Here is a 25,956-nt window from a genome sequence, read left to right on the forward strand (position 1 = left end):
AGGTCACCGGGTCAGGCGGGGATCCAACGGCGCGATAGCCACACATCGGCGACGTAGACCCGCCACAGGTACTTGACGAATTCGAGCCGGGACATCGATGCGGGGGCCTGGACGTGGCCGGCGGCCGCCGGCGTGAGCGCGGCCCACATCTCGGCCGTGAGCAACGAGGCGAACAGCGGTGCGCGATCACTGTCCAGGATCTCCCGCGCCAGTTGAGCCGCCACGACTCCGGAGAACTCCGAAGGACGCGTCGGCAGGTTCCGGTGGGGATCCTCCTCCGCCGGCGGCAACGGCGTGGACCGGGCCTCGTAGTGGGGACCGGAGAACTCCGGATCCGGGCCGGCGGCCTCGAATCGCCAGACCGACCGGTCCAGCGGCAGTTCCATCACCTCGGGCCAGAGTCGAGACAGCGCCCCGAACAGGGCCCGTTCGGACACCTTCTCCGGCATGGTCAGCGCGTCACACACCGCGGCGACCTCCGCATCGGAGATGGGGTAGGCGATCTGGGCCTCTCCCGCGTAGTGGGCGATGTGCGCATGCAGGTAACGACCGGAGCGGAACTCGCGGGCGAAGAGATACAGCTTCTCCAGCTCCGAGGCCGCGTGCACGGAGTTGAACCAGTGCTGCAGGCGGTCATCGAGGGGAGCCCGCGCCCCCTCTCCCACCAGGGATCCACCCTGGTGCATGATCGCAGACTCGATGCCCCCGGCCGGGTAGCGCAGTCGCTTGGCCATGCCACCCTTGGTCAACGGCCACTGCCCCAGCATGATGCCCTCCCCCGCACCCCCTGCGTCCGCTCCGCGGTACCGCGCAGTGTGGGGCTCGGAGGCCGGGATGCCCCCGCTCCCGGCAATCGTCAGGGCGACCTGCCCGGCGAGGTCCGCGGCATCACCCAGCTCGGGGAACCGCACTTCATGGCGCACCCCGGAGCGGTGCGCCAGGAGACGGGCCAGCCGGACATCGGCGTCCCCCTCGCGGCCGAACGTCACCGCACCCACGTCCAGGTCTCGGCCACGCAGCAGTGCCAGCATGACCCGGCTGTCCTTGCCGCCGCTGAGCCGGAGTTGGAGCCTCCGGCCGTCGAGTGCCCGCTCCGTGCGGTCCATCGCCGATGTCAGCGCCGCGGCGAGGGCCTCGGTCCCCTCCTCCAGGGTGTGCCGAGCCGAAAGCGGTCCCGTCAGTCCAGAGGGCACCTCGTGCAGGCTCACCTCCCCACGGTGGACGCACAGGGACCGATCGACGGACAGGGTCCGGACGCCGGTGAAGGGTGTCTGCCCGCTGAGGGAGTATCCGTAGAGCAGGTACTCCGTCAGGTAGTCGGTGGACAGCGACAGCGCCGACCTCGCCCCGGCGGCCATGGCCATGGCCACGAGGAGCGGACGGTTGCCGAGGAACACGTACTCGTCGGTCACCGCGTAGTGGATGGCCTCGAGGGCGGGCACCGTGTTCCAGGCCGTCACCCGGTCGAGGTACCGCTCACCGAACACGGCCGCGTACTGCCCCCAGACCGGGAGGTCATAGACGAGCCGCCCCGCGTGGCGGTACAGGGAGTCCAGGAGCTGCGCGCTCACGGGACTGCCGGCGCTCACGGACCAGTGGTCCCCCGAGGCCTGGACGCGACCGGACTCCCCGCGTCGCACGAAGGACAGGACGGCCAGGGTGCCTCTCGCAGCAGGTTCACTGATCTCCGGCACGGGGTCCAGGTCGGGGCCCAGGAAGGGTGCGTACCCGACGGCGGTTCGCTCCAGGCGCTCCCTGAGCCACGCGCTGGACCGTTTCTCCTCCAACTGGGGACGCCACAGGGTGGGGATGGCGATGACGAACTCTGACAAGGATGTGTCCTTCGATCCGGACGGACGATGTGGGTCAGCTGGAGAAGTCGGGCAGCCGATCCCCGAGACCCAGCAGCTGGCGGATCGCGGCCACGGTCCGCTCGGCCGCGTGGCCGTCGCCGTAGGGGTTGACCGCGTTCGCCATGGCGGCGTAGGCCTGCGGGTCGTCGAGCAGCGTAGACACCTCGGACACCACCCGCTCCTCGTCCGTGCCGATGAGCTTCACGGTCCCGGCGACCACGGCCTCCGGCCGTTCGGTGTTGTCACGCATGACCAGGACGGGCTTGCCGAGGCCGGGGGCCTCCTCCTGGACTCCACCGGAGTCCGTGAGGACCACGTCGCTCAGGGCGATGAGCCGGGTGAACTCCCCGTAGGCCAGCGGCTCGGTGACGATCACGTTCGCGGCACCCTCGACGGCGGGCAGGATGGCCTCCCGCACCACGGGGTTGCGGTGGGCCGGCAGCACGAAATCGACGTCCGGATAGGCGCCCGCCAGCCGGGCCAGCGCCCGGCCCACGCCGCGCATGGCGTCGCCCTGGTTCTCGCGCCGGTGCGTCGTCACCAGGACGAGGCGCCGGTCGTTGGCCGCCAGTTCCTCCAGGACCGGGTCCGAGAACGGCACCTCCTTCTCCACGACCTCGAGCAGGGCATCGATGACGGTGTTCCCCGTGACGGATATCGCCGCCGCCGGCACGGCCTCCCGCAGCAGGTTGTCCCGGCTCGTGGTGGTGGGCGCCAGGTGCAGGCTGGCCACCTGGGAGGTGATCTTCCGGTTGGCCTCCTCCGGGAACGGCGAGAACAGGTTGAAGCTGCGCAGGCCGGCCTCGACGTGGACCACGGGGATGCCGCGATTGAACGCTGCCAGGGCTCCCGCCGTCGAGGTGGTGGTGTCGCCCTGGACCACGACGGCGTCGGGCATCACGGTGTCGAAGAGTGCGTCCAGGCCCTGGATGGTGCGCGTCAGGACGCCGTTGAGGGTCTGCCGGGGCTGGATGATGTTCAGGTCGTGAGCGGGGACGATGCCGAACAGGTCGTTGACCTGGTCCAGCATCTCGCGATGCTGCCCCGTTACCGTCACCACGCAGTCCAGGCCCTCGTCCTCCTCGAGCGCCTTGACGATCGGGGCCATCTTGATGGCCTCGGGCCGGGTGCCGTAGATCGGCATGATGATGGGCATGGACATCCTCACGGGTTGCTGGGGGTCGGACACGTCGAGACGGGACGGTCAGGGGACAGCCCGGCCGCGGACACGGGCGCCATCCCGTCCGGGACGCGTCGACAGGTTCTCTGCGGGACAGACTATCCGACCGCCGTGGCGAGGCCGCGAAGGTCGGCCGAAGGCCATTCCGACGATGCTAGAGTGATCGGCGCCCTGTGGTACATCCTGACCAGTGCGCCCGGGCTGGCGCGGCAATCCGCACCGGTGGACCGGTTCTCCTGTTCCCTCGAGCGAAAGGCACGCCCCATGGCCCAGACAGGCCACCCGGACGACACGTCCACGGCCGGAGTGCGGCGGTACACGGTCGAGCGTGGCGGCCTGATCCCGGTCGGCCGGCGACCCACGCTGGGCCGCTACCTGAAGCAGCTGTGGGACTTCCGGTCCTTCATCCTCTTCGACTCCCAGTCACGCGTGGCCTCCGGCAACACCGAGGAGACCCTCGGCAAGGCCTGGATGGTCCTCAATCCGATCCTCAACGGGGCCACGTACTTCCTGGTCTTCGGCCTGTTGCTCGGCACGGGCCGGGGTGTGGAGAACTTCATCGCCTACCTCATCATCGGCGTCTTCATGTTCCGGTTCACGACCCAGTCGATCCTCAATGGAGCGCGGTCGATCAACAACAACCGCGCCATCGTCCAGGCATTCCACTTCCCCCGGGCCACGCTGCCGATCGCCACGTGCGTGCGCGAGCTGCTCGCCAATGTCCCGGCGTACGTGGTGATGTTCGTCCTCATCCTGGCCATCCCCCCGTTGGAGCCGATCACGTGGAAGTGGCTGCTGTTCATCCCCGCCGTGATCCTGCAGTTCCTGTTCAACATCGGCCTCAGCCTGCTCCTGGCCAGGATCGTCACGCAGGTCAAGGACTTCGCCCACCTCATCTCGTTCGGCACCCGGCTGTGGCTCTACCTCTCGGCGGTCTTCTACGCCGCGGACCGCTTCGCCTCGGTCCCCGTCATGATGGCGTTCATGGAGGCCAACCCGATGTTCTGCCTGCTGGACATCGCCCGCGAGGTGCTGCTCTACGATGCCCTTCCCTCGGCAGAGCGCTGGCTGGTGCTGGGCGCCTGGACCGTGGGGCTGCTGGTGGTCGGCACCGTGGTGTTCTGGAAGGCCGAGGAAGCCTACGGACGGGAGATCTGATGACGCAGAAGGACATCGCCCAGGAGACCTACCTCGACGCCGAGGAGGAGTCGGACGTCGAGGAGCCGGAGCCCACTCCCCCGCGGATCCTCGACGAGATCGCGGTGGTGGTGGACAACGTCTCCATGACATACACCGTGCGCTCCCGCCAGGAGGCCGGCACGAAGAAGACCCTGATGGACCGCGTGCGCGGCGCTTCGGGCACCCACACGGTGGACGTGGAGGCGCTCAAGCCGCTCAGCCTGGTCGTGCACCTTGGTGAGTCGCTGGGGGTGATCGGGACGAACGGTTCGGGCAAGTCCACCCTGATGAAACTCCTGACCGGTCGCATCCTTCCCACGGGCGGGTCCGTCCATGCCTCGAGCACGCCCGTCATGCTGGGCGTCAATGCCGCCCTGGTCCAGCAGATCTCTGGCCGGGACAACATCATCCTCGGCTGCCTGGCCATGGGGATGACCCGCGCCGAGGCGGACGCCAAGTTCGACTCCATCGTCCAGCTCTCCGGCCTGCAGGACGCCCTGCACCTGCCGCTTCGCTCCTACTCATCGGGCATGGCAGCCCGGCTGCAGTTCGCCATCGCCACCAGCGTGGACCCGGAGATCCTCATCATCGACGAGGCCCTGAACACAGGCGATGCCCAATTCCGCGCCCGGACCCGGAAACGACTGGACGTGCTGCGGCAGGAGGCCGGTTGCGTGTTCCTCGTCAGCCACTCCCTGGCCACGATCAAGGAGATGTGCTCGCGAGTCATCTGGCTCGAGAAGGGCGAACTGATCATGGACGGCGACCCCGAGGAGGTCACCGCGAGCTACAACCTCTATACGAAGAAGCTGGCCCAGAACAAGCCCCGTGGCGCCCGCCTGATCCGAGAGGCCCGCCAGCGCGACCTGGTGCAGGCCGACATCGCCTGGACCTGACCCGCCCATGGTGAGGTGGTCGAGCGCGGTGCCCGTCCTGCGCAACCGTGCCCGACAGGCCCGGCACACGGCGCGCGATGCCCTGGCGGTCGCCGCACGGCGCGTTTCGGCACGGCTGGGATCCACGACGGTGCCGGAGTGGGCGTGGCCGGTGCCCGACACTCCGGAGCACGGGTCCACGCCCGGGACGGGGCTGGACACGGAGGCCTTCGCGCCACAGCCGGTGTCCCCCCGGCTGCGCCGCTGGCTGCCCGTGGATCCGGCCGCTCCCCTCGTGGGCCTGCGCGTCGTCTCCGCAGGGGGACCGTCGGCCTCCGCCGAGGTCGGCTTCACCGTGGAGGCCCTGCCGGCACTGCTGGCCCGTTGGCCCGACGCGCGCGGTGCCGTCCGCGGCCATGTACCGGTCCCTGTCCTGGTCGCCGATGCCGACATCGTGCCGACCCTTCGCCGGCTCCTGCACGGCAGGAGTGGCCTGGTCGTCCAGGTGCCCGGTTCGCCGCGGCGGTCCGCACTGCTCAATGCCCTCGCCGCCGTCGTGAAGCCCCCGACCGCCAGTGATGCGTCCGCCTGGGAACTCGAGGCACGCTCCAGTGGCGTGCCGGTGTACGTCCTCGGCCAGGACGTCGATGCCCCGGCCTTGGGGTACCTGATGGCGGACACCGAGCGGCTCGGTGACGAGGGCCGGCGGGCCCGCCTGTCCGTGCTCCGCAGTTCCCCGGCGCGCGACACGGTGGCGGGCACGCCAGCGGCACCACCGCCCGGGCCAGAGTCGCGGGTCACCGTCGAGGTGGAGCCGCGCCGCGTGGTGGTGGCCGGGCACGACCTGAAGTTCGCGCGCGGACTGATCGATCACCTGGCTGGCCTCGGCCACGACGTCCGGCTCGACGAGTGGACCGGCCACCAACGCCACGACCCGGCCCGCAGCCGGCAACTGGCGCGATGGGCCGACTCCGTGCTGTGCGAGTGGGCCCTGGGCAACGCCGTCTGGTACGCCGAGCATGCACCCCCTGGCACCCGCCTGACCACCCGGCTCCACCTCCAGGAGGCGGCCCTCGACTACCCGGGGCTCGTCCGGCGGGGACGCATGGACCGGTTCGTCTTCGTGGCCGACCACGTCCGGCGCCAGGTCATCCGTGACCACCGGATCGATCCCGCGCTCACCACCGTGGTCCCCAACGCGGTGCACGTGCCGCCGCAGCCCCCGGCCCGGGCCGGGAGCGCCACCCGGGCCACCGACCGGGCGTTCACCCTCGGCCTGGTCGGCATGACCCCCGCGCGCAAGGGCCTGCACCGAGCCCTGGACCTGCTTGCCGAGCTACGGGGGCAGGATCGGCGCTTCACGCTGCGGATCAAGGGCCACCTGCCGTCGGACCAGGCCTGGATGGCGGCCCGGACGCACGAGGCGGCGTACTACCGTCGGCACTTCGCCAGGATGGAGGCCGATCCGTCGCTGAGGGGGGCTGTGCACCTCGACGACTTCGGCCATGACATGGATGGGTGGTATGCCGGGATCGGCTTCGCCCTCTCGACCTCCGACTTCGAGTCCTTCCACTTCACGCTGCCGGACGGCGCGGCCCACGGCGCCGTCCCCGTGTCCCTGGCGTGGCCCGGGGCGGACGGGCTGTACCCCGTGGACTGGCTCCATGCCTCGGTCCCTGACATGGCCGGGACCATCCGGCGGCTCGCCGGGGAGCCCGGGGCCCGGGCGGAGGCCTCCGCCCGGGCCCGGGACTGGGTGGAGTCGCACTTCGACGCCCGGCGGGTGCTGCCGGCGCTGGCGCGCGAGGTGCTCGGGGGCTAGGCCTCCGCACCCTCGAGCAGGAACTCCATCCACCGGTCGTTGACGGTGCGCAGGTCCCACTGGACAGCCCGCTGGCGCATGGCCGTGGACTGGGCCTCGAAGACCTCCGGCTGGGCGACGGCGAGGATCTGCTCCGCGGCGGCCGCGGCGTCCCGCACCACGAGGTCCTCGCCGAAGACGTCGGCGGACCCGGGCCGGTCCCACACGATCGGGAACGCCCCGGAGGCCATGCCCTCGGCGGGGGCGAGGTGGAAGCTCTCGTCGGAGCTCGGGGACAGCACGAAGCCGACCTTGCGCAGCCACGAGCCCATGTCCGGCCCGAAGGGCTCGAAGACGACGGCGTCGCGCAGCCGGTCGCTCCGGCCGATGCGGTCGAAGAAGGCCAGGTAGGCCTCCTGCTCGGCCGGCTTCTTCCACACGTGCGGGTACTCCCAGGGCAGGCGCCCGCGCAGGTGCAGGGTGAAGCGCGGGTCCTGGTCCAGCACCGCCTCCAGGGCGTCGAGCGCGCGGTCCGGGCGCTTCAGGAAGGGAACCATGCCCACGAGGCCCAGGCGGCGCGAGGCCCCCGGGAGCTTCGGCCGGGAGAGGTCGCGGGTGTCCACGGCGTTGGGGATGACGTGCACCTTGGCCGCGTCCCAGCCCGTGGCCTCGACGACCCGGCCCACCATGAGGGTGGACACGGTCAGGAGCGCGTCCACGGCCCCGAAGTCGATGTCCTGCAGCCAGGGGGCCCGGACCTCGAAGCCGTGCAGCCGCACGAGCAGCCGCTGGCCGCGCCGCTTGTGGCGCGAGTACCACACCGCGTTGCGGCCGGCCCACTCGCACAGCACCACGTCGGCGCGGGCGACCATCTCGGTGGAGTGCTGCTCGTCGTGCTCGTGCAGCGAGGGCCACTCGTCGAAGAGCAGCTCGATCCCGGCGTCCGCCTGGAGCATCTCGATGAGCTCGCCGGCGAACTTCAGGTCGTGCCCGGCGATCAGCACCCGGACCGGCTCGGCCCCGGGGCGCCGGCGCCGGGACTCGGCCGCGGCGAAGTGGCCCTCCAGGCGCCGGGCGGACTCGGAGAGGGCGTACCAGCGCACGGCGTCCTGGGCCCGGCGGCGGGCGTGCTCGAGGACCTCGGGGGCCCGGCCGAGGACCCGCACCACCTCCTGCACGCTGTCCTCCTCGAGCAGGAACGGATAGTCCTCCCCCAGGAGCGCCGCGTGCGCGGCGGTGCGGTTGAGCAGCGGCGGCGTGCCGACGGCCGCGTACTCGAGGGCCTTGGTGGACACCTCGAGGCTCGCGTCGAGTTCCGGGGAGCGCCAGCCCAGGCCGATGTCGGCCCGGCGGACGTTCTCCAGGGTCTCCTCGCGGGACATCCCCCCGAGCCAGTCCACCGAGGGGCCGCCGAGTGCCTCGCGCATCCGCGGGATCCACTGCGGGTCGTCCTTGGCCCGCTGGAACTTGTCCCCGATCATCCGCACCGTGACGCCGTGGTCCCCGTCCCCGAAGGCCTCGGCCAGCGTGCACATCTCCAGGGTGCGCCAGTCCTTGGCGAACTTGCCGGCGTAGACGAGCTCCAGGGGGCGCCCGGACAGGTCCACGGGGGGCTCGGCGTCGAGGTCCACGAAGAACTCGTCTGGGATCATGGGGTTGAGCAGGATGGTCTTGCCCGCGGCGGCGGGCACCACGGCCTCGAGGTAGGCCCGCGCGTCCTCGGTCTGGGCGAACATGCGCCGGGCCCGCTCCGCCACGAAGCCCAGTTCCGAGACGGCGTGCGTGGTGGCGTGCTCGAGCGGGTACGGCAGGTCGGTGACGTACGCCCACAGCCGCGGCGCGAGCTCCGGGTCCTCGGCCACCTGGCGGCACACGGCGCGGCCGCGGACCACGATCGCGCGCGCGCCCACGGTGGCGTCCACCTCCGCCAGCCGCCGGGCGGCGGCCTCCGGCGAGAGCTCCGCGGGCTGGCCGGCCCACAGCTCCACGGCACCGGGGCCCGCCTCGTGGACGGTCACGTGGTCCAGTCCCTGCAGCCGGCGTAGGAGACGGTCGTTGCGGACCTTGCTCTTGAGCACCACGTGCACCTGGGAACGGGTCTGCGAGAGCGCCTCGGCCATGGACACGAGCCAGATGGCCGAGCCGTCGATCACGTCCAGCACCACGTCCCCGTAGAGCAGGATGGGGCGGCGGTCCGGGTCCGGGTTCGGGGCCAGGTCCGGCCGCGGGGTCGTCTCCGTCACGAGGACACTTCCTCCTTGTGGTGGTCGGTCGGGCCGTGCGGGGCGGTCGCGCCGGTCGACACCCCGACGGGGCCGGGGACGCGGCGCGAGCGCAACGCCCGGATGAGCGGGCGGTCCACGTCCGCACCGTGGGCGGCGGTGCCGGGCAGGGCATCGTCGTCCTCGCCGGGCCGGACCACCAGGGTGGCGCGGCGGCGCAGCGTGGGCGTGGACAGCTCCAGGGTGTCGGAGGCGACCACGTAGACCATGATCGCGTTGCGACGGCACGTGGCGATCAGGTCGAAGACCTGGCGCAGCAGCCCCACTCCGCCCGCCTGGAGGGTGGAGTACCACGCTCCCGTGCGCAGGGCGTCCTCGTGGATGACGAGGGCGGTGGGCTGGGCCGCCTCGAACTCGGCACGCGCCAGCTCGGGGTGCAGGCGGGTCACGGCGAACTCCCGGCCCCACGCCGCGGCCTGCTCGGCCGTGGCGATGGCCGCGATCCTGCGCCTGCCGGCGCCGTCAGCCGCGCCGGCGGAGGACTGGTCGGCCGGCAGGCTGGCCCCGCGGGTGGCCGCGTACAGGCGGAACGAGCGCTGCGGATCGTCCCGGACGGCGGCGGCCTGGCGGCCCTTGGCCGCGGCGTTCACCACGCTCGGCTCTACCACCCCGATGGCGCGCAGCCGGTTGGCGGTCGCGGGATCCGCCGCCGCAACGGGCCGGGACGGGGCCCGGGCCGGCGGGGCGGCGGACATCCCCTGGCGCAGGGAGCGCTCCGTCCGCGCCGCCAGCAGGGCCGCCGTGAAGACCTTGAGCGCGAGGACCGAGGCCGCCGCCCCGAGCAGGCAGATGCCCGCCGCGGCGAGCCACAGTCCGGACAGCACGGCCTGGAGGGCCACGAGGACCGTGCCGAGGACCACGGCCAGGAAGGTGGCCTGGCCGAGACGGGAACCGCTGCGCAGCTTCCGGCCGAGGGTCCCGACGGCGTTCCGCGGCAACCGGGTCACGGAGCTGGGCATGGACGGGTCCTTTCGTGGACGGTCGGTGGGGTCATCGGGGGGCGGGCCTGCCGCCGGGCCGGGGCCGCGGCGCAGCTGCCGGCTCGAGCGCGGGCGGGCTCACGCCCCGGGGCCGCGGTCCACTATATCGACGTGGACGCCGAGGCCGTCATATAGCCGCGCGTAGGTCTCGGCGTTCCGGGCCCAGGTCCGGGTCTCGCGGACCCACTGGCGACCGGCAGCGCCGAACCGTGCGGCCTCGGCGGGATCGTCCAAGAGCCGTCGCAGCGCCCGCGCCAGGTCCTGCTCGCTCTCGGGCTCGAAGAGCAGCCCGGTCCGGCCCTCCTGCACCAGTTCCTCGAGGGCGGGCAGCCGGGAGGCCACGACCGGTCGCCCGACCGCCGAGGCCTCCACGGACTTCATCGGCGTGACGGTGCGGGTCACCGGCAGGTCGCGGCGCGGGACCACGAAGACGTCCAGGGCGGCGTGGTGGACGGGGGCCTCGGAGCGGTCGACGCGGCCCGGGAAGGCGCAGCGGTCCCCGATGCCCAGCTGCCGCGCCAGGACCTCGAGCCGGGGCCGGGAGACCCCGTCGCCCACGACGTGCAGCCGCAGCCGCGGATACGCCGGCGCCAGCCGCGCGACCGCACGCACGAGCAGGTGCAGGCCCTCGTAGTCCACGAGGCTGGACACGGTGCCCACCACGAGGTCCGCCGGATCCAGACCGAGCCGGGCCCGCGCCTCGTCGCGGGGCGTCGGCTCGGCCAGGAACCGCTCGTCCACCGCGTTGGGGCACACGGAGATGCGCGCGGCTTCCACGCCCGCCTCCACCAGCCGCCGGCGCATGCCCTCGCCCAGCGTCACCACCCCGTCCGCGGACCGCGCCACCTCGGCCTCCCGGGCGACGAAGCGCCGGTAGCGCTGGGAGTCCGCGGCCCCGGGGCCGTGCGCGGCCGCCCACGTGTCCGCCAGCTGTCCGCGCACCTCGTAGACCCACGGGATCCCGTAGGCGGCGGCGACGGCCCGGACCACGAGGGCGTTGGTGAAGTGCGTGGTCGTGTGCAGCAGGGCCGGCCGGAACCGCTCGACCTGCTCCGCCAGCAGGGCGGCGTACTGGTCCAGGCGGGCGGCCTGCCCCTGGGCCATCCGCCGGGGCACCAGGCGGACGTAGTCGATGCCGTCGAGGGTGTCCTGCCGGGCGCCCCAGGGGATGCCGACCTGGACGGGGTAGCCGGGGCGCGTCACGGCCCGGACCTCGAACCCGCGGTCGACCAGCGAGCGCAGGATGGCGTGGCTGCGGTGGGCGTAGCCGCTGGCGGTGTGGGGCAGGGAGTTGGTCAGCACGTGCAGCACCCTGCCCGGCACGGGGGCATAGCCGGCCGGCGCGGGGACCACGGGGACGTGGTCGCCGAAGGCGTCCCGCTCCCCCTCCAGGCGCCGGCGCAGCGCGCGGTTGCGCGGATGGACGCCGGCCAGCGCGGCGGCGGCGTCCAGGTCGCCCCGGTAGGCCGCGAGCCGGGCGGCCACGGCGTACCAGTCGGGACCGCGCCGGTCCTCGGGTACGGAACCGAGCAGCCGCTCCGCGGCCTCCGGATCGCCCCAGCCCAGCAGCGCGTCCGCCCGGTGGGCGGTCGCGCGGGCCGAGGGCCGGCGTCGGGCCCCGGCGGCGAGCGCCCGCTCGGCCCGCTCGCGCTCCCCGCGCATCTCGTGCCCGACGGCGGCCAGCACGCCGTTGCCCGGGCGCCCGGCCACGCCCAGGGCGGCGCCCAGGGGGCGCGAGACCGCGTCCGGGACGCGGCGGGAGACCTGCAGGAGCAGCTGGACGGGGTCGTCCACGACGTGCTCGGCGACGGTCTGCGCCGTGAGGCTGGCGTTGCGCGCCCACGGGACCCCCCGCAGCCGTGCGATCCGGTCCGGTACCGTCATGGGCCCCTCGTCCTCTCGTCGTCCGCCGGCCCCGGGATCCCCTGCCCCGGCCGCCGGGCCTGTCGTCCGGAGTCACCCTAGTCCACGCCGCCACGGCGGCCCGGACGGCACGGGCGCGCAGGGGCGGGCGCGGGTCTGCGATCATGAGGGGCATGAATCGTCTTCCGGGGGTCGTCGCGCTGCTCGGGCTGGCCCTCGCCGCCGGGGCCGTGGTGGCCCTCACCGTCACCTCCGCCCGGTGGGTGCTGCTGCTGTCCGCGGCGGGCACGTGGCTGGTCCTGGCCTACCTGGCGTGGACCGCCCGCGGGATCCTGCGGGAGGTGCGCACCCTGCGCGCTGGCGTGGCGGTGGGGCGGGACCGGACCGAGTCGCTCGTCCGGTCCCGGGCCGCCGACCAGCAGGCCCTGCTGGAGGAGGCCCGCGCCGAGGTCCGGGCCCTGGCCGCCCGCGTGGACGAGGCCGCCGCCACGCTCGCCGCCGGCCAGTCCGGGCTCGGGGACGAGGTCCGGGCCGCCGCGGGCGAGCTGCGCTCCGGCGTCGCGGAACTGTCCACGGACGTCGCCGCGATCGCCGGCTCCCCGGTGCTCGCCGAGTCCCCGGCCCTGGCGGCGTGGCGGTGGCTGTCCGGCCGGCGCCGCGAGGGGGTCTGCTGCCTGATGGTGGGGCCGGACGACGCCGCGGCCGTCCTGGCGCTCGCGGACGGCACCGCCGGCCGGCCCGGCGCGGCGGTCGAGGCGTGGGACCCCGCCGCCGGGGCCCCGGCGGGCGCTCCCGCCACGCCCGCGCACGCCGTGGGCGCCGTGCTCGTGGACCTCGACCGGGCGGCCGGGACCGGGGGCCGCGCGCTGGCCACCTTCCTGCGGTGGCTGCGTCCGGAGGTCCCCGTGGCCGGGTTCACCCGGGTGCCCGCACTGCTGCCCCTGCGGGCCGCCCGGCTGGGCGAGCTGGCCGACGGCGTCCTGCTGCCCGTCCCGGTCTCCGCGCACGGCGTCCGGTTCGTCCGGCACTCCGACGTCCCCCGGTCCGGGGACCATGACCACCCGACGACCGCAGGGGGACCCCGAGCAGCATGAGGATCGTCCTCTTCGACGGAATCCAGGAGGCGCACGTCGGCTCGTCCCTGGAGCGGGCCCTCGTCGCCGCCGGCCACGAGGTCTACAACACCGGCCGCTTCGGCAAGGGCTTCCTGTTCCGGGACACCGACGACTTCCTGGCGACCGTCCGACCGCACCTGGACCGCATCGCCGCCTTCCGGCCCGACTGGGTGCTGGTCTTCCGTCCCGGCTCGGCGCCGCTGCCGGTCCTGCGCGAGCTGCGCGGCACCGGGGCCGCGCTCGCCGTCTGGTTCTCCGACGACCCGGTGCCGTTCGAGCTGTCCTACGGTCCCGCCGTCGACCTGTACGACCTGGTGCTGCACTGCGGCAACGAGCGGGTCCTGCGCTTCTACGAGGAGCGCTTCGGCCGGCCGACCGGCGTGAACTTCCCGTTCTGGACCGACCACGAGGCCTTCCCCGCCGTGTACGGCCGGCAGGAGCCGGACACGACGGCGCTGTTCCTGGGCAACGTGGCCGGCCCGGTCCGGCGGGGCCGGTACGACCTGCTGGCCGGGATGCGGCACCCCGTGCGGATCTTCGGCCAGGCGGGCGAGGACCCGGCGGGGCTCGGCGGCGGCTTCCTGGACACGGACGCCGAGGTCGTCCGGGCCGGCAGCCGGGCCCGGGTGGCCCTGAACATCCCCCAGTTCTTCCGGGACCACCGCGGGCTGCGGACCTGGTTCCCGGGACTCGAGGGGCTCGGCTTCTTCGACCTGCCCAGCCGGGTCGTCCAGTACGCCGCCATGGGCCTGCCGACGATCAGCGTCGTCCCGGGCGAGTCCCGCGTCCCGGCCTTCCCCGAGCTCGTGGTGTGCGAGTCGGTCGGGGCCGCGGACGAGTGGATCGCCGAGGCCCTGCGGGACGGACGCCTGCCGGGGCTCGGCGAGCGCGTGCTGGACCGGTTCGACCGGTCCTTCTCTGCCGCCGCCCGGGTGCTCGCACTCGAGTCCCTCATGACCGACGACGGCTGGCGGTCCCTGGACGCGGCCGAGCGTGCCGTGTGGTTCCTGGGCTTCGACGGGACCGCTGCGCCCGGGGGCGGCGTGCCCGGCGGGGGCGCCGGGACCGGGCGCGACCGGGCCGGAGCCGGACCGGTGTCCGTCACCGGCGGCACCACCACCCCCACCGAGCCCGCCGACCGGGCTGACCGGGCCGCTGACCCGGCCGTCGACCCGGCCGACCTCGCCGGCGTCGTGGTGCTCCACGGCCGGGTCCCCGCCCGCTTCAGCCCCCTGGACGCGGTGCTGCGCGACCTGTGCGACGCCGGGGTCCCGCCCGTGGTCCTGGGTCCCGAGGAGCTCCCCGGGATCGTGGCCCCCGCCCCCGCCGGGTCGCCGTTCGCCACGGTCCTGGACACCGCCGCCCTGCTCGAGCGGCTCGGCACGGCCACGCCGCGCATCGTGCTGCTCTCCGAGGGCGTCGGCCTGGCACCGGAGGGCGCCGCCGCGCTGCGCGAGGCCGGCATCGCGAGCGTGTACCTGCTCCACGGCGAGCCCCTCGTCCGGGACGGGACGGCCGTCTTCGACCTCGTGGTGGGGGTGGGGCCCACCTCCGTCGAGCGCGGCTCGCTGCTGCGCGCGGCGGACAACGCCGTGCACAGCCCGGGGCTGGTGGACACCGCCTTCCTGACGGCCGTCCGCGAGCGCACCGCCCGGACCGGCCGGCCCGGGGCCACAGCGGTGCGCACGGGCGAGAACGCCCTGGCCGACTGGGTGCTGGGCTCCTTCCCCGGCCCGCGCCGCGACGTCTCCCCCGAGGACCTGGCCGCGGCGGACCCGGACGGGCTGGCAGACCTCCTGGCCCGCCCCGTGGTCTACCTGCAGCCCTCCGTGAACGGGCGCCGCCGCGCTCACCTGCCGGTCACCGCGTACGCGGTGTGCGCGAGCCCGGCCGTCGTCACGACGCGTCACCCGCCGGGCAGCCAGCAGGATCCCTTCGGCGACTGGCTGGTGCGGGCCGAGTCGCCGGCGGAGGCCGCCCGGAAGCTCGGCTGGCTCGGCGCGGCCGCCGGACCCGCCGGGACGGCCGCCGTGCTGGCCGCCCGCCACGAGGCCCTGGGGGCCCGTCCCCAGCTGGCCGCGTGGTTCCGCCGGGCCGTCGACGCGGCGCGGGGCGTCCGGGGGCGGCCGGGGGCCGACGGGGTCCGGCTCGCGGACGGCACGGACCACGCCGTCCGGCTGGACCACCGCTACGCGCTGGACACCCGCCACGTGGCCACCGGTCACGACCGGAGCCTGCGGATCCGCCTGGCCTTCGCCCACCCCGGCCTCGTCGCCGGCCTGGGGATCGGGCAAGCCGGCGTGACGGTGGCCGAGACCCGCTTCCCAGCCGGCACGGCGGACGCCGTGGACGTCACGGTGGCCGGGGTGGTGGACCCGGAGCGCGGTCCGCTGTGCGTCGAGGTCCTCGGCGATCCCCTCCACCGCTCGCCCGGTCCCGCCCGGGTGCGCGTGGCCACCCGCATCGAGGACGGCCCCGGTGTCGCCGGTGGTCCCGGCAACGCGGTGGGGGGACCGGCCGGGGAGACCGTGGACGACGGCGAGGGAGCCGGATCCCCGGGCTGGACCGCGTACCTGATGCCCCGGTCACGGGCCGCGGCGGAGCACGGCCGATGAGGCCGCCCTCGCTCGACGACCAGCGCGCTGCCCTGCGGTCCGCACCGTGCGAGGCGCCCGTGCGGTACCGGATCCTGCTGGTCCGCGGAGGCAGGCACCCCGGGGCCCCGCACGACCAGGCCGTCCTCGACGCGCTGCACTGCCTGGGACACACCGTGTTCGACCTCGACGTCGGCCGGCATCCCGCGGTCCTGGCCGGACCGGCGGCGGACGGCCCACCGGCGGGCGGCCCGGCGCCGGCCGCCGCCCGCCGGCGGTTCCACCACGAGCCGGTCACGGCCGTGGTGGACCGCTTCGCGCCCCACGTGGTGCTCCTCGCCGGCGACGGGCTCGTCCCGGACAAGGCCACGGCGCGCTTCCTGCGGGAGGCCGGTATCGCCACGGCCTGCCTGCACGACGGCCCGGGAGCGGCCGAGTCCGCCGACCTGGCCCTGCGCCCCGCCCCCGCCCTGGCCCGGGCGGACCTGCTGCAGGACCCCCTGCCCTCGCCCGGGGAGTTCGCCCGCGTCCTCGGCGCGGGCCCGTCCCCCGATCCGCTCCGGGACGAGGTCCTCGCCCACCGGTCCGCCTCCGCCCTGCCCGCGGACGTGGCCCGGCGGGCGTTCCGGCGCGTGGCGGAGGCGCACCTGTACGAGCACCGGGTGGAGGCGGTCCTCGCCGCCCTGCGTGGCCGCCGTCCCGACGCGCTGCCGGACCCCCGGGCCGGCGGGGCGCCCCGGCCGCGCACGGTCCTGTTCTCCGGCTACTACGGGGCGGGCAACCGCGGGGACGACCTGTTGCTGGAGTCGCTGCTGGCCCACCTCGAGGCCGCCCTGCCCGACGTCCACCCCGTCGTCGCCGCGGCGGACGCCGGCGAGGTGGAACGCACCCACGGCGTCCAGGCCTTCCGCCGGGCGGACCCCACCGCGGCGGAGGACCACGCCCGCCGGGCCACGGCGATGGTCCTGGGCCCCGGCGGCCACTGGCACGACTACTCCATCCGGCGGGCCGGCGGCGCCGCGGGGATGGTGCGCGGCGCCCGCGTCTCACCGGCGCACATGGCCCAGCTCCCCCTGCTGGTCTCGGCCTACGGCGGCGCCGTCCACGTCTACGGCATGGGCGTCGGCCCGCTGGCCGACCCCGCCGCCCGGGCCGCGGTCCACCTCACCGGGCGGCTGGCGCGGTCCGTCTCGGTGCGCGACCCGGAGTCCCTGGACGTGCTCCAGCCGCTGCCCGCCTCGTGGCCCGCGGAGGTCGTCGTCGCCCCCGACGCCGTCTACGGACTGGCCCTGCCCGCTCCCCGGCGCCCGGCCCCGCGCCGGCCGCCCTACCTGGCCGTGAACCTGCGGCCTTGGCTGGACGACGCCGCCGGCCGCCGCCGCCTCGTGGACGCCCTCGTGGACGGCGCCCGTCGCCGCGGGCTGGCCATCGTCGCCGTCCCCATGCAGGCCACCGATGTCCCGGTCCTCGAGGAGCTCGCGGCATGGGCACCGGAGGACGTCGACGTGGAGGTCCTGCCCCCGGGGCTGCCCCTGGACGAGTTCCTGGACGTCCTGCGCCACGCCGAGGCCCTCGTCTCCATGCGGCTGCACGCGAACCTGCTCATGCACCGGCTGCGCCGTCCGGCACTGGGCCTGGCCTACGACCCCAAGGTCCGCTCGCACTTCGTCCAGCTGGGCCGGCCGGACGCCGTCTGCGCGCTCGCGGACCCGCCCGAGCAGGTGCTCGCGGCGCTCGAGCGCCGGCTGGACGAGACGGGGCTGCCGCCGGAGACCCTGGAGCGCCTCGACGCCCTCGAGCTCGAGGCCTCCCGCCAGCTCGACCGGCTCATCGGGGCGCTCGCGGCCGAGCCACGCCGGGACCCGGACCCTGGCTGGGTCCGCCACCTGCCGCCCGCCGCGGCCCCGCGCCCGGCGCCGGCGCCCGATCCGTGGTGGCCGGCCGCCGAGTCGGTGGACCCGGGCCGGGCCGTGCTGACCTCCGGGAGCACCGTGGACGCCGCGCGCCGGGTGGAGGCCACGCGCCGCACCTCGGCGGCCGGCGACGAGATCGCGCTCGCCTCGGGGGGCCCCCGCCGGGGGGACTACGTGGAGTGGACCCTCCCCGTGGACACCGCACCCGGGGAGGGGCTGCGGATGGAGCTGTCCCTCCGCGGGGAGTGCGTGGAGGGGAGCAGGCCTGCCGGTGAGCTGGTCTACACCCTCTCCGTCGGCGGCCGCGCCCTGTTCACCCACGACGTCACGGCGTGGAACGAGCGGCAGTCCGTCTGGGTGGCCCTGCGGGCGGCGTCGGCGACCACCTCCCTCGGCCTGCGCCTGGAGGCCCTGCGGGACTGCGGGGACGGGGGCCGGGGACCGGCTGCGACCCTGGCCGTCGAGCGGGTCCGCGTCGTGCCGTGGGAGGCGCGCGGGGAGCTGGCGTGGGGGTCCTCGAGCCCCTATGCCGTGCCCGCGGACGGGGCCGACGGCACGAGCGCGCCGGGGCCGGCCTCGCCCCGCCCGTCCGCGCCCGGAGGGGCCCCGGCCCGGACACCGACGCGCCGTGCCCTGCGGAGGATCCTCCGCTGGGCACGGCGCGTCGTGCGCTGACTAGCGCGTCAGGACACCAGGGCGGGCTCGGTGCGCCACTGTCCGCGGGTGTCCACCACGGCCTTGCCGCGGGCGCGCTCGCCGAGGCCGGAGAACGCGGTGTGGTCCACCAGCAGCACGACGATGTCCGCGGCCTCCACGGCCTCGGCCGGCGGGCACAGGCGCACGTTCTCCCGCCCGGCCAGCACCGCGGGCAGCTCGTCGACGTGCGGCTCGACCGCCAGGATGGTGCTGGCCGGGAACTCCTCGGCCAGCCGGGCGGTGATGCCCAGCGCCGGGGACTCGCGCAGGTCGTCGATGTTCGGCTTGAACGCCAGGCCCAGCGCCGCGATCACCGGTGCCCGGCCGGTGGCCTGCTGCACGTCGAACGCGCGCGCCTTGACCTGGTCGATGACCCAGCCGGGCTTGGAGTCGTTGATCTCCCGGGCGCTGCGGATCAGCCGCGACTGGGCCGGGGCCGCGTCCACGATGAACCACGGGTCCACCGCGATGCAGTGCCCGCCCACGCCCGGGCCCGGCTGCAGGATGTTCACCCGCGGGTGGTGGTTGGCCAGCTCGATGAGCTCCCACACGTCGATGTCCAGTTCCTGGCAGATCATCGACAGCTCGTTGGCGAAGGCGATGTTCACGTCCCGGAAGGAGTTCTCCACGAGCTTGGCCAGCTCGGCGGTGCGCGTGTCCGTCAGCAGGATCTGCCCCTGGCAGAACGTGGCGTACAGGGCGCGGGTGCGCTCGGCGGCCTCGGGCGTGGAGCCGCCCACGATCCGGTCATTGGTGACCAGCTCGGTCATCACCTTGCCCGGCAGCACCCGCTCGGGACAGTGCGCGAACTGCAGCGACCGGGCCTCGGCCAGGTCCGGGCGCTCGGCGTAGACGACGTCCGCCAGGTGCTCGGTGGCCCCGGGCGGGGAGGTCGACTCCAGGATGATCAGTTCCCCGCCCCGCAGCTGCGGGGCCAGGCCCCGGCCGGCGGCCTCGATGTAGGACAGGTCCGCGCTCTTGTCCGCGTGGAACGGGGTCGGCACGGCCACGATGTACGCGTCCGCCGCCGGGGTCTCGGTGGAGGCCGACAGCAGCCCCTTGGACACCGCGCGGGCCACGAAGCCGTGCAGGTCCGGCTCCACGAACGGCACCTCGCCCGCGTTGACCGCGTCGACCGTACGCTGGCTCACGTCCACGCCGTGGACGCGGATCCCGTTCTCGGCCAGGATCGCGGCTGTCGGCAGTCCGATGTAGCCCAGCCCGATCACGGCAACGCTGGAAATGTCCGTCATACAGTGAATCCTTCGTTCGTCGGTCCCTGCCACGGACCGGTGGGGCCGGGGCATCGAGGATGGCCGAGCGCGGCACCGTGGCCCGGCCACGGGGCCGGTGGGTCAGTGGCGATTATAGGCCCGGGGCCTCGGTGTGCCCGACACCGCCGCCCGCGCCCGCCCCGCGCGGGGCAGCCTCCCGCGCCACCGCGGTGGCCAGGTCCACGAAGCGCCAGCCCAGCACGGGCAGGTCCGCGTGGTCGGCGATCCAGTGCCGGCCCGAGCCGTCCGTCCGCGTCGCCGCGGGGTCTGCGGCGAGGCGCCGCCACAGGGCGGCGACGGCCCCGGGCTCGGCCTCGGCGAGGTCGGCGGCGCCGGACGCCGCCAGCACCCCCGCGGCCTCGCCCGTGACCAGTCCCGTCACGTGCCGGCCCACCGCGAGCAGCTCGTAGGTCTTCGAGGGGATCGTCCAGGCGAAGCTCGGCCAGTCCGGGCGCAGCGCGACCACGCAGGTGTCCGCCCACTCGTACTGCTCCCGCAGCGCCCGGCCGTGGACGGGCCCCAGCATGGTGACCGGCCGGCCCAGGGCGTCGTTGAGCTCCTCGAGCTCCCGGCGCCGGGTGCCGGAGCCGACCAGCCGGACCTCGATCCGCTCGGGCCCGGAGCGCAGCAGCGCCGCGGCGCGGATGACGGTCTCCAGCCCCTGGCTCTCACCGTGGTTGCCGAGGTAGAGCACGTGGAGCTCCCCGGCGGGCCGCTCGCGCTGGGGCAGCGCCTCGATGTCCGCGAGCTCCACGCCGTTGCCCACCACGGCCACCGGTCCCACGCCGCGCTCGGCCAGGCGGTCGCCGAAGCCCTGCGTCACCGTCACCACCAGGTCGGCGGCGCGCTGGGTGCCCGTCACGAGCGCCTCCATGAGGCGGCTGAGGGACCCGGGCGCGGCGCCGGACTCCCGGGCGAGGTCCGGCCAGGCGTCGCGCATCTCCACCACGAGTGGCCGGCGGCGCAGCCGGGACACCGCCCAGCCGGCCACCACGGTGGGCAGGGCGGGGACGGTGACCACGACGATGTCCGGCGCCTTGGCGCGCAGCGCGACCGGGATCGCCGCCAGGGCGTGGACGACGTGCCCGAGGAACCGGCCGTCGCGCGTGGCGTCCAGCCGCCGGATGCGGGGCGTGCGCCAGATGCGCTCCCCCACCGGTCCCACGGCCGCGCGGCCGGGCCGCGAGGACCGCACCGGCTCGCCGGCACCGCCGGCGGGCGCGCGGCCGGCAGCCCGCGCGGTGGCGGGGACGGCACCGGCGTCCGGCTCGGGGACGACGACGTCGACCTCCCAGCCCGCCTCGCGGAACGACCGGACGAACGCCTGCCAGCGGCGCTGGGGCGGCGTGCGCTCGGGGAGGTAGGAGTGCGTGAGGAGCAGCAGGCGCACGGGTCAGGCCCCCGCGCACGCGGCCGCGGGCGAGGTGGGGGTCGCGCTGGCCGCCGGCTCCGTGGGGCTCGGGGTGGCCCCGGCGTCCGAGGGGGACGGGGCTTCCTCGGACGCGGTGGCGTCCGCCGAGGGCGCCGATCCACCGTCGGCGCTGGCTCCGGCGCCGTCCGGGGTCGCCGTGGCTCCTGCGCTCGATGCATCCGTGGAGGCGCTGCCGGAGTTCTCGCCGTCGTCCCCGGACCCCTCGTCCAGGAAGGAGCCGAGGTCGTCGCCGGCCAGGGCGGCCCGCAGGTCGTCCATGGCCTCGAAGTCCTGCTCGACGATCGAGGCGCCCCCGGGGCCCGCCGTCGGGGGGCCGTGCGGGATGGTGAACATGTGGATGTCGCCGCTGCGGATCCCGTTGAGCTGGAGGCCGTAGCCGGCGATGGTCGCGGCGTCCAGGCCCTCGTCCACGGTGATGAACGGGGCCAGGGCGTCCACGACGTCCATGACGCGCTGGGGGTCGGCCAGGGTCCTGGCCGTGAGCAGCCGGTCCACGACGGCCGCCACGAACCGCTGCTGGTTCTGCACCCGGTCGAAGTCCCCGCCCGCGAAGGCCTTGCGCTCGCGCACGTAGCGCAGGGCGTCGGAGCCCTCCAGGAGGACCTCGCCGCGGGGGAAGTAGGAGGGGTTGACCTGCCCGGAGGAGAAGGTGGCCGGGTTGCACACGGTGACCCCGCCCAGGGCGCTGGTGAGCCCGTTGAAGCCCTCGAAGTCGATGACCGCCAGGTGGTCCACCTGGACGCCCAGCAGGTCCTGCATCGTCTGGGTCACGAGCGGGTAGCCGCCGAGGTCGAGCGCGGCGTTGACCTTCCGCGCTCCATGCTCGGGGATGGTGACCCACAGGTCGCGCACGATCGACATGACGTACACGTCCTGCCGGTCGGCGGGGACGTGGACGAGCATCATCGTGTCCGAGCGCTGCCCCTCCTCCCCCTTGTTCTCCGCCGTGTCCCGGCCCTCGCCCCGGGAGTCCGAGCCCATCAGCAGGATGTTCAGGGCACCGTCCGGGGCCTGCTCCGTGGCGATCCCCGCGTCCACGGTCTGGCGCTTGTCGTTGAACGCCGAGGCCACCTGCCAGACGTAGACGCCGGCGACCACGAGCACCACCAGCACCAGGGCCCCGAGGGCGAGCAGGACGTTCCTCACGGTGCGGCGCCGCCGGGACGGGGCCCCGCTGGCACGGCGCGGCGCGTACTGGTCTGGGTCAGTGGAGGGCACGAAGGGTTCCTATCGACAGGGCGGATCCGTCCCATGGTAGACCGGGGCGGCCCGTCGGCCCGGGCAACGGCGTGGCCGGGGCGGACGCGGCGCCCCGCTACCAGCGGGCCCGGCGCGGCACCGGCTGGCAGCGGGGGCAGTACGAGGAGGACCGGTTCATGAAGGGCCGGCGCACGATGAGCGAGACGCGGCCCTCGGCGGCGCACCGGCGGCACGGCAGGCCGGCCCGGCCGTAGGCGTCGAGGGAGCGGTCGAAGTATCCCGACTCGCCGTTGACGTTGACGTACAGGGAGTCGAAGCTCGTCCCGCCCTGGGCGAGCGCCTCCTCCATCACCTCGTGGACGGCGGCGAGCAGGCGCGCGGACTCGGTCCGGTTGATCGTGTCCGTGGGGCGGGCATAGTGCAGCCGGGCACGCCACAGGGCCTCGTCCGCGTAGATGTTGCCGATCCCCGAGACGAGCGACTGGTCCAGCAGCGCGCGCTTGAGACCGGTCCGGCGGCCGCGCAGCCGCAGGTGCACCGCCTCGGGGTCGAACGCCGGGTCCAGCGGGTCCCGCCCGATGTGGGCCACGGAGGCCGGCAGCAGCTGGCCCGGCAGGTCGTCCGCGGGGACGAGCCGGTCCAGGAACAGCCCGCCGAAGATGCGCTGGTCCACGAACCGCAGTTCCCGCGAACGGTCCGCGTCGTCCTCGCCCGGCTCGAGCAGCAGCCGGATGCGCAGGTGCCGCGGGGCGGGGTCCGCGGGATCGTTCACGAGGAGCTGTCCGCTCATCCCCAGGTGCGCGACGAGGGCGCTGTCCTCCCCCGCCAGCGGGATCCAGAGGTACTTGCCGCGCCGCTCGGGCACGGCCAGGCGCGACCCGGCGAGCCGGGCGGCGAAGTCGTCCGGGCCGGCGCCGTGCCGTCGGGTGGAGCGGACGTCGAGGACCTCGACGGCCGAGACCGGGCGGCCGGCCGCCCAGCGCTCGAGGCCGCGCCGGACGACCTCGACCTCGGGCAGCTCAGGCACCGGCGCCCGCCGGGGTGCCGGTGCCGGGAGGGGCCGCCCCGGCCGCGGCGGAGACCAGCGGCCAGGAGCGCTCGGCCGCCTGCCGCTCGGCCTCCTTCTTGGAGGACCCGGTGCCGGAGGCGTAGGGGGTCCCGCCGACCACGAGCGTGGCGGTGAAGACCTTGTCATGGTCCGGGCCCGTGGACTCCATGCGGTACTCGATGCCGCCGAGCCCGCCGCCGGCGGCGGCCTCCTGGATGTACGTCTTCCAGTCGGTCCCGGCGCCCATCGCGAGCTCGTCGTCCAGCAGCGGCACGACGAGCCGGTGCACGAGCGCGCGCGCCTCGTCCATCCCGCACTCCATGTAGGTGGCGCCGATGAGCGCCTCCATGGTGTCCGCGAGGATGGAGTCCTTGTCCCGGCCGCGGGTGCGCTTCTCCCCCTCGCCGAGGAGGATGGCCGCGCCGACGCCGATGGACCGGGCCACCGAGGCCAGCGCGCGCGTGGACACCACGGCGGCGCGCATCCGCGCCAGGTCGCCCTCGGGCAGCGTGGGGTGGGTGCGGTACAGGTGGTCCGTGACCACGAAGCCGACCACGGAGTCCCCGAGGAACTCGAGGCGCTCGTTCGTGGGCAGCCCGCCGTGCTCGTACGCGTAGGAGCGGTGCGTCAGGGCAAGCGCGAGCGTCCCGGGGTCGATGCCGACCCCGAGACGCTCGAGCAGGTCTTCAGTTGTCGCCCGGCCGGACGCTTCCGACCGGTGCGGACCGGACGAACGGGGCGCCATGGGCACCTCAGGCGTCGGCGACCTTGCGGCCCTTGTACTCCAGGAACAACGGCGTGCCGGCCGAGTCGGTCACGACCTGCGCCTGGTGCGCCAGGCGGTAGGTGACGCGGCCGTTCTCCACGGACTTCACCAGCGGGGGCACGGTGGCCTTCCACTGCGAACGGCGGGCACGCGTGTTGGAACGGGACATCTTCCGCTTCGGAACTGCCACGGCTATCTCTCTTCTGTCTCGTCGGATGAGGTCTTCTGGTCCGGGCCGGCGGTGCCGGCCTCGGCTGGGTCCTTCGTCAGTGCAGCCAGCGCCGCCCAGCGCGGATCCAGCTGTTCGTGGACGTGGTCGTCCGGGGCGTCCTCGAGGCGGATGCCGCACTCGGGGCACAGGCCCTGGCAGTCCGGCCGGCACACCGGCTGGAACGGCAGGGCCGTCACCACGGCGTCCCGGAGGACGGGCTCCAGGTCCACGGTCTCGTGCACCACCAGGCGCTCCTCGTCCCCGCCGCCCTCGGAGGGGGCGGAGAGGAAGAGCTCCTGCAGGTCCACGGTGATCCCGTCCCGGATCGGGTCCAGGCAGCGACTGCACTCTCCCACGAGCTCGGCATGCGCCTCGCCGGTGACCAGAATGCCTTCATGGACCGCTTCCAGGCGCAGCTCGACGTCCACGGGAGAGTCCTCCGGGATGCCGATGAGCGGGGTGGACAGTGCCTCAGGGGCTGGCCACCGCTCCTCGAGGGTCCGCATGGACCCCGGGCTGCGCACCAGGTCCTTGACGGAGACCACCCAGGCGTCACTGGCCGCCGGGGACGATGACGCGGGCATCAGCATTCCTTCCGGACGGACAATGGACGACGGTTCGGACTCCGGGTGGAATCCGGGCAGGGCAGAACCCTCAGGACCGGCTCCCCAGTCTAGCCGCTCGCGACGCATCGGTCCAAATGGCGCACCGGTGGCCGGTACCGGCCGGCGCCGTCCGCCCCGGACGGCGCCGTGCGCGCTCAGAGGGTCGCGGCGAACTCCTTGAGCCAGGGCCGCAGCTCGGGGCCCAGGTCCTCGCGCGCGCTGGCCAGCTCGATCACGGCCTTCAGGTAGCTGAGCTTGTCCCCCGTGTCGTAGCGGGTGCCGCGGAAGACCACGGCGTGCACGCCGAAGCCCTCGCCCGTGCCCTCGGCCAGCACCTGCAGGGCGTCGGTCAGCTGGATCTCGTTGCCGCGGCCCGGGCCGGTGCGCTGCAGGATCTGGAACACCACGGGGTCCAGCACGTAGCGGCCGATGACGGCCAGGTTGGACGGGGCGTCCTCGGCGGCCGGCTTCTCCACGAGACCGGTCACGCGGACCACGTCCTCGGACGCGCCGGGCACCGGCTCCACCTCGGCCACGCCGTAGGCGGAGATGTTCTCGCGCGGCACCTCCATGAGGGCCACCACCGAGCCGCCCCGCTCCTGCTGCACGTCGATCATCCGCTGCAGCAGGTGCTCCCGCTCGTCGATCAGGTCGTCGCCGAGCAGCACGGCGAAGGGCTCGTTCCCCACGTGCTGGCGGGCGCACAGCACGGCGTGGCCCAGCCCCTTGGCGTCCACCTGGCGGATGAAGTGGATGTCCCCGAGGTTGGTGGCCTCCTGGATCTTGTCCAGCTTGGAGAAGTCGCCCTTGAGCTCGAGCGTGCGCTCGAGCGCCGGCACCCGGTCGAAGTGGTCCTCCAGCGCCCGCTTGCTCCGCCCCGTGACCATGAGCACGTCGTCGAGGCCGGCGGCGCGGGCCTCCGAGATGACGTACTGGATGGCCGGCTTGTCCACCACCGGGAGCATCTCCTTGGGCATGGCCTTGGTGGCCGGCAGGAAGCGGGTGCCCAGCCCCGCGGCGGGGATGACGGCCTTGTGGGTGCGTGAGGTCCTCGAGCGATCAGTCATGGGGGCAGGATAACCCGCCGAG

19 protein-coding genes are annotated in these 25,956 nt (G+C 74.5%); 6 read left to right on the forward strand and 13 right to left on the reverse strand.

Annotated elements, in window-relative coordinates; all coding sequences use genetic code 11:
- Positions 1 to 11: 11 nt before the first annotated feature.
- A complete protein-coding gene (locus E7744_RS09350; protein ID WP_137773879.1) occupies positions 12 to 1,832 on the reverse strand; it encodes a hypothetical protein in 1,821 nt (606 codons plus the stop codon).
- A gap of 34 nt (positions 1,833 to 1,866) precedes the next feature.
- Positions 1,867 to 3,009 carry a non-hydrolyzing UDP-N-acetylglucosamine 2-epimerase gene (gene wecB / locus E7744_RS09355; RefSeq protein ID WP_137773880.1) on the reverse strand — a complete coding sequence of 381 codons (1,143 nt, stop codon included), beginning with the start codon at positions 3,007 to 3,009 and terminating at the stop codon, positions 1,867 to 1,869.
- A gap of 288 nt (positions 3,010 to 3,297) precedes the next feature.
- Here wecB and E7744_RS09360 point away from each other — a divergent pair, with 288 nt between their 5' ends.
- From E7744_RS09360 to E7744_RS09370, 3 genes are all read left to right on the forward strand, one after another.
- A complete protein-coding gene (locus E7744_RS09360) occupies positions 3,298 to 4,191 on the forward strand; it encodes an ABC transporter permease (protein WP_137773881.1) in 894 nt (297 codons plus the stop codon).
- Positions 4,191 to 5,108, forward strand: coding sequence for an ABC transporter ATP-binding protein (locus E7744_RS09365; RefSeq protein ID WP_137773882.1), 918 nt, complete (start codon positions 4,191 to 4,193; stop codon positions 5,106 to 5,108). The genes E7744_RS09360 and E7744_RS09365 overlap by 1 nt, the downstream gene beginning before the upstream one ends.
- 151 nt (positions 5,109 to 5,259) lie before the next feature.
- Positions 5,260 to 6,909 (forward strand): glycosyltransferase family 4 protein, encoded by a 1,650-nt coding sequence (locus E7744_RS09370; RefSeq protein ID WP_137773883.1) that lies wholly within the window; start codon positions 5,260 to 5,262, stop codon positions 6,907 to 6,909.
- On the opposite strand, the gene E7744_RS09375 is transcribed toward E7744_RS09370, so the two are convergent.
- The 3 genes from E7744_RS09375 to E7744_RS09385 form a co-directional block, all read right to left on the reverse strand.
- Positions 6,906 to 9,131, reverse strand: a complete 2,226-nt coding sequence (locus E7744_RS09375) for a glycosyltransferase (RefSeq protein ID WP_246858381.1) — start codon at positions 9,129 to 9,131, stop codon at positions 6,906 to 6,908. The two genes, E7744_RS09370 and E7744_RS09375, sit on opposite strands and share 4 nt — an antisense overlap.
- On the reverse strand, positions 9,128 to 10,129 hold the full coding sequence (locus E7744_RS09380; RefSeq protein WP_137773884.1) for a hypothetical protein: 1,002 nt from the start codon (positions 10,127 to 10,129) through the stop codon (positions 9,128 to 9,130). Before E7744_RS09380 ends, E7744_RS09375 begins: the two co-directional genes overlap by 4 nt.
- 99 nt (positions 10,130 to 10,228) lie before the next feature.
- Complete coding sequence (locus E7744_RS09385) at positions 10,229 to 12,034, reverse strand: glycosyltransferase family 4 protein (protein WP_137773885.1); 1,806 nt, start codon at positions 12,032 to 12,034, stop codon at positions 10,229 to 10,231.
- 152 nt (positions 12,035 to 12,186) lie between these two features.
- Between E7744_RS09385 and E7744_RS09390 the strand changes: the two genes are divergently transcribed.
- From E7744_RS09390 to E7744_RS09400, 3 genes are read left to right on the forward strand one after another with little or no spacing between them, the layout of a single operon-like run.
- The gene (locus E7744_RS09390) at positions 12,187 to 13,107 is read left to right on the forward strand and encodes a hypothetical protein (protein WP_137773886.1); all 921 of its coding nucleotides are present in this window, start codon (positions 12,187 to 12,189) and stop codon (positions 13,105 to 13,107) included.
- Complete coding sequence (locus tag E7744_RS09395; protein ID WP_137773887.1) at positions 13,104 to 15,743, forward strand: hypothetical protein; 2,640 nt, start codon at positions 13,104 to 13,106, stop codon at positions 15,741 to 15,743. Before E7744_RS09390 ends, E7744_RS09395 begins: the two co-directional genes overlap by 4 nt.
- Positions 15,740 to 18,310: a polysaccharide pyruvyl transferase family protein gene (locus E7744_RS09400; protein WP_137773888.1), complete on the forward strand. Its 2,571-nt coding sequence runs from the start codon at positions 15,740 to 15,742 to the stop codon at positions 18,308 to 18,310. Before E7744_RS09395 ends, E7744_RS09400 begins: the two co-directional genes overlap by 4 nt.
- Before the next feature lie 8 nt (positions 18,311 to 18,318).
- Here the strand turns inward: E7744_RS09400 and wecC are convergent, their stop codons facing one another.
- The 8 genes from wecC to galU form a co-directional block, all read right to left on the reverse strand.
- Positions 18,319 to 19,584, reverse strand: a complete 1,266-nt coding sequence (wecC, locus tag E7744_RS09405) for a UDP-N-acetyl-D-mannosamine dehydrogenase (protein ID WP_137773889.1) — start codon at positions 19,582 to 19,584, stop codon at positions 18,319 to 18,321.
- 112 nt (positions 19,585 to 19,696) lie between these two features.
- On the reverse strand, positions 19,697 to 20,995 hold the full coding sequence (locus E7744_RS09410; protein ID WP_137773890.1) for a glycosyltransferase family 4 protein: 1,299 nt from the start codon (positions 20,993 to 20,995) through the stop codon (positions 19,697 to 19,699).
- A 3-nt stretch (positions 20,996 to 20,998) separates the two neighbouring features.
- Positions 20,999 to 22,255, reverse strand: coding sequence for an LCP family protein (locus E7744_RS09415; RefSeq protein WP_137773891.1), 1,257 nt, complete (start codon positions 22,253 to 22,255; stop codon positions 20,999 to 21,001).
- A 97-nt stretch (positions 22,256 to 22,352) separates the two neighbouring features.
- Entirely contained in the window at positions 22,353 to 23,264 is a 912-nt protein-coding gene (gene mutM, locus E7744_RS09420) for a bifunctional DNA-formamidopyrimidine glycosylase/DNA-(apurinic or apyrimidinic site) lyase (protein WP_137773892.1), read from the reverse strand.
- Entirely contained in the window at positions 23,257 to 24,030 is a 774-nt protein-coding gene (gene rnc / locus E7744_RS09425) for a ribonuclease III (RefSeq protein WP_137773893.1), read from the reverse strand. Before rnc ends, mutM begins: the two co-directional genes overlap by 8 nt.
- 7 nt (positions 24,031 to 24,037) lie before the next feature.
- Positions 24,038 to 24,241, reverse strand: coding sequence for a 50S ribosomal protein L32 (gene rpmF, locus E7744_RS09430; protein WP_137773894.1), 204 nt, complete (start codon positions 24,239 to 24,241; stop codon positions 24,038 to 24,040).
- Positions 24,242 to 24,243: 2 nt separating this feature from the next.
- The gene (locus tag E7744_RS09435; RefSeq protein ID WP_137773895.1) at positions 24,244 to 24,846 is read right to left on the reverse strand and encodes a DUF177 domain-containing protein; all 603 of its coding nucleotides are present in this window, start codon (positions 24,844 to 24,846) and stop codon (positions 24,244 to 24,246) included.
- Positions 24,847 to 25,022: 176 nt separating this feature from the next.
- On the reverse strand, positions 25,023 to 25,934 hold the full coding sequence (gene galU, locus E7744_RS09440; protein WP_137773896.1) for a UTP--glucose-1-phosphate uridylyltransferase GalU: 912 nt from the start codon (positions 25,932 to 25,934) through the stop codon (positions 25,023 to 25,025).
- Positions 25,935 to 25,956: the final 22 nt, after the last annotated feature.

The organism is Citricoccus sp. SGAir0253, assembly GCF_005877055.1.
GTDB lineage: Bacteria > Actinomycetota > Actinomycetes > Actinomycetales > Micrococcaceae > Citricoccus.